Source organism: Thermoflexus sp. (assembly GCF_025055495.1).
Taxonomy (GTDB): Bacteria; Chloroflexota; Anaerolineae; order Thermoflexales; family Thermoflexaceae; genus Thermoflexus.
In genome coordinates this window covers 1-7,631 of the sequence record NZ_JANWXB010000327.1, presented here as the reverse complement: position 1 = coordinate 7,631, position 7,631 = coordinate 1, and the positions used below count along the sequence as shown (strand labels likewise).

At 63.2% G+C, this 7,631-nt stretch carries 6 protein-coding genes; 3 read left to right on the top strand and 3 right to left on the bottom strand.

Features of this window, described 5'->3' with window-relative positions; all coding sequences use genetic code 11:
• The first annotated feature begins 433 nt into the window (after positions 1 to 433).
• Positions 434 to 661: a hypothetical protein gene (locus tag NZM16_RS10435; protein WP_295480279.1), complete on the top strand. Its 228-nt coding sequence runs from the start codon at positions 434 to 436 to the stop codon at positions 659 to 661.
• A 299-nt stretch (positions 662 to 960) separates the two neighbouring features.
• On the opposite strand, the gene rpsT is transcribed toward NZM16_RS10435, so the two are convergent.
• Complete coding sequence (gene rpsT / locus NZM16_RS10430) at positions 961 to 1,251, bottom strand: 30S ribosomal protein S20 (RefSeq protein WP_295452988.1); 291 nt, start codon at positions 1,249 to 1,251, stop codon at positions 961 to 963.
• Positions 1,252 to 1,597: 346 nt separating this feature from the next.
• On the opposite strand from rpsT, the gene NZM16_RS10425 reads away from it, so the two are divergent.
• Positions 1,598 to 3,154: an ATP-binding protein gene (locus tag NZM16_RS10425; protein ID WP_295452986.1), complete on the top strand. Its 1,557-nt coding sequence runs from the start codon at positions 1,598 to 1,600 to the stop codon at positions 3,152 to 3,154.
• A 265-nt stretch (positions 3,155 to 3,419) separates the two neighbouring features.
• The gene (locus NZM16_RS10420; protein WP_295452983.1) at positions 3,420 to 4,148 is read left to right on the top strand and encodes an N-acetylmuramoyl-L-alanine amidase; all 729 of its coding nucleotides are present in this window, start codon (positions 3,420 to 3,422) and stop codon (positions 4,146 to 4,148) included.
• Positions 4,149 to 4,423: 275 nt separating this feature from the next.
• Here NZM16_RS10420 and secF read toward each other — a convergent pair whose 3' ends face one another.
• Both secF and secD read right to left on the bottom strand, forming a co-directional pair.
• Positions 4,424 to 5,353: a protein translocase subunit SecF gene (gene secF / locus NZM16_RS10415; protein WP_295452981.1), complete on the bottom strand. Its 930-nt coding sequence runs from the start codon at positions 5,351 to 5,353 to the stop codon at positions 4,424 to 4,426.
• 336 nt (positions 5,354 to 5,689) lie between these two features.
• Positions 5,690 to 7,108 (bottom strand): protein translocase subunit SecD, encoded by a 1,419-nt coding sequence (gene secD / locus NZM16_RS10410; protein ID WP_295480277.1) that lies wholly within the window; start codon positions 7,106 to 7,108, stop codon positions 5,690 to 5,692.
• Between the last annotated feature and the right edge of the window lie 523 nt (positions 7,109 to 7,631).

Here is a 7,631-nt window from a genome sequence, read left to right as displayed (position 1 = left end):
CTCCCCCCAAAAACCCCCCCCCCCCACAATTCCCCCCCCCCCCCCCCCCGGGTTTTCGGCGGTTCGGCCCCGGGGGGGGGGGGGGGGGGGGGGCCCCCCCCCCCCCCGCCCCGCCACTCCGTTGTTCGGACTTCCCTTCCGCTGAAGCTCCCAAGATATCGGGGTAAAATATTTATATAGCAGGAATTGCAAAGGCTGGTGGCGATTCCAGCCAGTAGCGATCGTTCTTTCCTGCAGGGTGTGGGTCGCCTTCGACGACCTGCACCCTCAGAAAAAATCGATTTCTCCCCTCTCAGAGCCACATCTTCATCGCCACTTAGGAGGGGTAACCGCCCAGGAGCTCTTCGCCAGGAGAATTCGAAACAAGAAGAACACTACGTCGCCGCGCGATCCGATCCTAAGGTTCTGTCTCTCTGGTGTTCAGAGGTGAACGATGGCGGTGACGACGTTCAGCGAGGCAGAGCGAAAGATCCTCATCTACCTGCGGGACCACCGGGGATATCATAGCCCATACACCATCGCCCGAGATCTGGCGATGAACCCCCGGGACGTCATTCGGATTCTGGAGGAGCTCTGCACCCGGGGGCTGGTACGCCAGAGCTTGGCCAACCCGGTCTATGGCATCACCGATCAAGGACGGGCCGCCGTTGGGGAAGCCTGACAGAATCCCCGGATGGCGAGTTGATTCCCAATGCGGAGGAAGCAGGCGGGAGTGAGCAAAGGCAGGCTTACTCTCGCATGATGAGGTCTATTTTTGGAACAAATCTTCCTCTCCCCACAGCCTAAAGGGTTGCGAAGAGGGGATCCGGATCCTTTCGGGGTGGTGGGGTGGGCGGCGAAGCCGTCGGCTCCACCACCCCAAACCCCTGCCCACCATCGGGTTTAGCCAGCGGCACGGGTTCTGGGCGTGAGCCCAATCCTCTCGGAGGGAAACCCCCAAACGGGGCGAGGGCGGGTGCTTCAGGCCGATGCCGCTACCTGGACTGGACCAAAGGTGCGGTTGAACTGTTGCATCAGACGGGCCTTGAGACGGGCCGCTGTGTTTCGATGGATCACCCCCTTGCGAGCCGCACGATCCAGCTCTCGATAAGCTTCCTGGATCGCTTTCCGCGCTGCCTCCAGATCCGCCTGGGCGATGGCCTGTCGGGCATATTTCACAAAAGTGCGGACCCGGGTTCGGATCGCGCGGTTCCGCTGTCGTCGTCGCTCCGCTTTGCGCAGCTCTTTCAGGGCAGATCGCGTGTTCGGCAAGGATGCACCTCCTGCAGAGGGGATCGATCAACCATCAGGCTCTTATTCTATCCGAGTCCAAAATCCCCGTCAAAACTGCAGAAAAGCCCCGCGCTTTTTCAAAAATCTAACCCAGTCGGCGAAGCCGAGGCTTCGCCAATAAGGAAGAATATTTTTGAGCTGGGGCGCCGTCTTCGGTAGCGCCCAGCCCAAAAACCCGCGGGAGAGCCCGGAAGTCGCATATGGCGCCTCCGATTTCCGCATATAATGAGGGAAGGATCGAGCGCTCGCTCAGCCGTGGGACGATCCCCTCTATGGCCAAAACCCCCAGACTGGGCCAAAGGCACAAACGAGCGGAGCGCGCAGGATGCTAACGGATTTCCGGGTTCGACAGCGGGATTATCTCCTGGAGATCACGCGGGCCATCACCGCGCAACTGGATCTCGATGCGGTGCTCCGGCTGGTGGTCGAGGCCGCGGCGGAGATGCTGGCCGGACAGGTCGCGTTGATTGCTTTACGGGAAGAGGACGCCTTCACCATCCGCGCGGCGTATGGCCTGCCGGACACGCAATGGGGCGAGCTGGATGTCCTGCTGGCGAAGCTCCCCGCGCATCCGGAGTCCTGGGGACGGGCAGAGGTGGAGCGGGTGCTCACTCAGATCGCCCGCTGGCTTCGGTTGGAAGCCCAGCAGGCGGTAGCCCTCCCGCTGATGGTGGGGGAGGAGCTCCTGGGCCTTCTGGTGGTGTTCCGCACCTTCGGGACCGCTTTCACCTACGATGATCGACTGATCCTGCGCGCCTTCGCGGATCAGGCAGCCATCGCGGTTCACAACGCCAAGCTCTACCAACAGCTGGTGACGGAGAAGCGGCGGCTGGAGGCGATCATTGAGGCCACCGCCGACGGCGTGATCATCCTCGACCCCGCTCATCGCATCCAGGTCTTCAACCGGGCGATGGCCCGGCTGACCGGATGGTCTCCCCTTGAGGCCATCGGGCGGCCCCACGATGAGATCGTGATCCTCAACCCCCGACGCTCCGGCATGACGCTGGCTGAGGCGGAGGCCGGTGGATGGCCCCTGGCGACCGACCGGCCCATCTACGTGGAGGGCGACCTGGTCCGTCGCGACGGGGGACGGGTGGCGGTAGGGATCACCTACTCCCCGCTGCTGGACCGCACCGGGCGTCTGGTGAACATCATCGGCGTGGTCCGGGATATGACCCGCATCCGGGAGGCCGAGGAGCTGAAATCCACGTTCATCTCCATCATCTCCCACGAGCTCAAGACCCCTGTCTCGATCATCAAGGGATATGCTGGAACCCTGCGTCGCGAGGATACGACATGGGATACGGCAATGGTGCGACAGATCGCCACCATTATCGAAGAGGAAGCGGATCGGTTGACCCAGCTCATCGATAATCTCCTGGACGCCTCGCGGCTGCAGGCTGGGGCCCTCGAGTTGCAATTCGTAGAAGTGGCGCTGGACGAGCTGGCGGAGCGGGTGGCGGATCGCTTCCGCCCTCAGACCGACCGTCATTTCATTGTGGTGGATTTCCCCCCAGACTTCCCGCTGATTCAGGGCGACCCCCGTCGGCTGGAACAGGTGCTGGCGAATTTGGTGAGCAACGCCATTAAGTATTCCCCCCAGGGAGGAACCATCCGGATCTCCGGCCGGGTGACCCCACGGGAAGTGATCGTCACCGTTACCGATGAGGGGATCGGGATCCTACCGGAGGAGCAGGAGCGGATCTTCGAGCGGTTCTATCGGGCCAGCGCGGCCCGGGCGCGGCAGACCCCCGGGACGGGATTGGGGTTGTATCTGGCCCGGGCGATCGTCGAAGCCCACGGCGGGCGGATCTGGGTCGAGAGCACCCCCGGGCGCGGCTCCTCATTCAGCTTCTCCATCCCACGTCCACGGGGATCCTGATGGAACCCCTTGGATCCCCATTCCGGGGGAGCTGTTTTCTGTTCTCCCTTCCCGCGGCCCGAAGGGCTGCGGGAAGGGGAGGAGGAGCTGGCTCTCTAAGCGCAAAAGGCTCTGGGGGCCTGGGGCACAGCCCGTTTGCCCGAAGTTCAATGTTCCGGGAAAGAAGGCCTTTGAACTCCAGCCTGAACCCCAATCGCATACCGATCAAGCGATGAGCACGGTGTTGCGCCCCGCAAAGGGGCCTCGAAAACGAAGCCGGCCACCGATGGCTTATCCTCGCGCCGAAGACGAGATCCTGGGACTCCGAAAGTTGTTCCCCCGGGTTCTCTTCCCTCTGCTGTTTCTTGCGCTGCTGCTCATAGGGCTCCTCGGCAGTCTGTGGCTTTACCGAAAGCCGGCTGAGACCCCATCCGAGCATGAGGCTTATATCGCGCCTCAGCCGCCCTCTCCCTCCCGGTCCCCTCGCGTGGGCCTGGTCGCCGGGCATCTGGGGCATGATAGCGGAGCGGTTTGCGCCGATGGGCTCACCGAAGTGGAGGTGAACACCGCGATCGCCCGCGAGGTAGCCCGCCGTCTGGAGGCACTGGGATACACCGTGGACGTTCTGGAGGAGTTCGATGAGCGGCTTCACGGATACCGCGCAGCCGCTTTGCTCTCGATCCACGCCGACTCCTGCGAATACATCAACGAGCTGGCGACGGGCTTTAAAGTCGCGCGGGCCCAGGCCGATGCGGTGCCGGAGCGAAGCGATCGCCTGGTGGCCTGTCTGATCTCCGCTTATGGTCGAAGCACCGGATTACGCTTCCACAAGGACAGCATCACCTACGACATGACGGACTACCATGCGTTCCGGGAGATCGCAGCGGAAACCCCAGCGGCGATCATCGAGATCGGTTTCCTCTACCTGGATCGGGATCTGCTCACCCGGGGGCGAGAACGGGTGGTGGAAGGGATCGTGGAGGGATTGCGCTGCTTTCTAGAGGAAGGCCGATAAATGTCTGCGACGGCTCTAGGCCGCCGCAGAGGCTTTTCCTCATCGGACCGCTTATCAGCTGGGGATTTGAGGACCGAAGCCGGTCCAGAAGGCAATACCCCCTCCCTCCAAAAACCCCCAAATGAAAAATAGACAACGCAGTAGAGCCAGCTCGGTCTATAAAACGGGGTGGCGGGGCGCGTTGAAACCGCCCGCTCCGCCACCCCAAACCGTGGTTGGCCATCCGTCCTCTGCGCCTCAGGGGGCGGACCCCGAATGAATCTTCAGAACTCCTCTTAGGGAACGGGTTGCTCCGCCGGCCGGCGGAACCAGGTTCGCCACTCCCGCTTCTCCCAGACCACCAGGATGGGCGCCGCGTTGAAAATGGAGGAATAGGTTCCGCTGATCATCCCGATCAGCAGGGTCGCAACGAACTGGCGGATCGTCGTCCCCCCGAAGAGGAGCAGGGCAACCAGCGTGAAGATCAGCGTGAGCTGGGTGTTGATCGATCGGTCCAGGGTCTGCAGGATGCTGTGGTTCACGATCCGCTCGTAAGGCTCGCCGCGGTAGCGGATGAGATTTTCGCGAATCCGATCGAACACCACGATGGAGTCGTGAACCGAGAAACCGATCACGGTCAGCACAGCGGTGAGGAAGAGGGCATCCACCTCCCAGCCCAGGACCTTCCCGAAGATCGAAGCGGTCCCCACAACCACCGCCACATCGTGCAAAAGGGCCAGCACAGCGGCGACGCCATAGCGAAAGGCATGCGGGACATGCCGGAAGGCGAAGGTAAGGTAAAGCATGATCGCCAGGGAAGCCATGGCCACCGCCACCAGAGCCCCTCGCGTCACTTCAGCGCCCACTGTGGGTCCAACCGATTCGAAACGCTCCAGGAGGATCTCCCCATAGCGAGAGCGCAAAGCCTCCTCCAGCCGGGTCTTGGTGGGCGCATCCATCTCCCGGGTGCGAATGATCAGGGTGCCCTGGAGGGACGGCTGGACCCGGATATCCGCAACATTGAACCCGGTGACCCGTCCGACGATCCCGATGACCTCCTCGCTGGAGACGGCATGGCCAGGGGGAAGCCGGATCTCCATCAGCGAGCCGCCCGTGTAATCGATGGCCAGGGGAAGTCCGTAAAGGACCAGGGAAATCAGGCCCGGCACGATGACGAGAAGAGAGAGCGCAAAATACCAGTAACGCTTGCCGATGATATCGATCATCCTCTGCCTCCATCGGATCTAAAGAGAAGCGTTCCCCTCGTGCTTTGTCCAGTTATCCACTGGGAATCTAAGGAATCGAAGCCCGTCCGGAAGGCCATGGCGTCGCCCCCGGCGGCGGTGGGGGGGGGGGGGGGGGGGGGGGGGGGCGGGGGCGGCCGCGGCCCGCCCCGCGGGGGGGGGCGGCGCGGGGGGGGGGGGGGGGGGGGCCCTGGGCCCCCCCCCCCCCCCCGACCCCCCCCACATATGGACAAAGCACCAGGCTGGACGGATGCATCACCCGGGATGCCGAAAGGGCTTTGAGGCTGCGCCGGGCACCTTCGGCGTCTGGCTCAGTTTTTATATCCCAAACCAGCGCCCGGGGGCTTGGGCGCTGAATCGATCCAGCAACACGTGCAGGAAGGCCCGTGTGACCCAGATGCCGGTGAACAGGCTGGCCGCCACTCCGATGGCCAGCGTCAGGGCAAACCCCCGCACCATGCTCGCCCCGAAGTTCAGGCCGAAGACATACAGGATCACGCAGGTGATCAGGGTAGAGATGTTGGAATCCCGGATCGAAGGCCAGGCGCGCTCAAAGCCATAATCGATGGCCAAGGCGAGGTTGCGGCCGGCGCGGAGCTCCTCTTTCAGCCGTTCGAAGATCAGGATGTTTGCATCCACCGCCATCCCAATGGAAAGCACGAACCCAGCGATCCCCGGCAGGGTCAGGGTGACCGGAAGCAGCTTGAAGACCGCGAACACCAAGGCGGCATAGAGGCTCAGGGCAAGCACGGCCAGGACGCCGGGCACGCGGTAGTAAAGGACCATAAACAGGGCGACCGTGGCGAAGCCCACGATCCCGGCGATCAGGCTACGCTGGATCGACTCCCGGCCCAGCGTCGGCCCGATGTTCCGGGTGTCTACGATCTTCAACGGCACCGGCAGGGCGCCATAGCGCAGGGTCACCGCCAGGGCCTCAGCGTCCGCCAGCGTGCTTCCAGAGCCCATGCGGATCACCCCTTGGCCCTGCGTGATCGGCTCCTGGATCACCGGACAGGAGATCACCTTTTTGTCCAGCACAATGCAGAGATAGCGCCCCACATTCTGGGAGGTATATTCCGCGAAGAGCCGCGTGCCCTCCGCATCCAAGGTGAAGGCCACTTGCGGCTGACGGAATTCATCCAGCTCCGGCCGGGCGCTGCGCAGATTCCGGCCCGTCATAACGGTCCGATACACCCGCTCCGTCGGGCTGACCGGGCCGGTCCCTGTGATCGGCGCGGTTTCGGTCAGCGCCGGGGCAGGCGTCAGCGTCGGCGTCCCGGTCAGAGGAACCGTCTCCGTCGGAGAGACGTCCAGACTGGTGCGAACGGTGGCGCCCTCCGGGATGGGCGCGGCTCCAGCATCCACGAACTCCAGCAAGCCGGTCTGCTTGATGGTGTTCACCGCCTGCTCCAGATTCGTGATCCCGGGGAGCTCCACCACGATCCGCCGGGTCCCCGCGATCTGCACCACCGGCTCACTCACCCCCAGGGCGTTGACCCGGTTCTCGATGATGCGCCGGGTATCCTCCAGGTTTCCACGATCCACCGGTTGGTTCGGCGGGACATCCGCTTCCAGCAGGATCTGAATCCCCCCCTGGAGATCCAACCCGAGCACCGTCCGGATCTCCCGACGAATGCCCAGGAAATCGATGGCGATCTGGGTTTCCGAGAAATCAACCCAGAGAGCGAAAACCGCCAGAAGGCCAATGATGGCCAGCCAGAGATTCCGGTTCCGCATCGGCTTCTCATCCTGAAAATGGATCTGGGCAAGCGGTTTGATTATAGGAAGCAGCCTATCGGAAGGCAAGCCCCGGGGGACGAGGCATGCCTCGCCCCTCCCCTCCCCCAGCCCCTCGGGCTGTGGGGGAGGCGGAGAGCCCGGACCGAAGCCCTCATCGCTCGTCGATTAGGCAGAACCGAGGCGCCGGTCGGGGCAAGGAGGCGGCGCAGGGAGGGAGAATCCGATTTCCTCTCCCATCCTCGCGGGTCAAAGGGGCATAGAGGGGGGCTTCATGCGGTGAAGCAAGGTGGGGAGGGAGGTAAGAAAACCCGTCACCCCTATCACGAGTTTGAACATGGTGGGAAATCGAATACGCTATATGCAACTTCCAAGCTCTCCCGGGGGATTTTGGGGCTGGGGGGGCGCCCCCGGGCGCGCCCCCCCCCCCCAAAAAAATTTTTTTGGCCCCCCCCCCAGGCCCGCAACCCGCGAAAAAAAACAAAAAAAAAAACCCCAAAATTGGCCGCGCCCCCCCCCACAA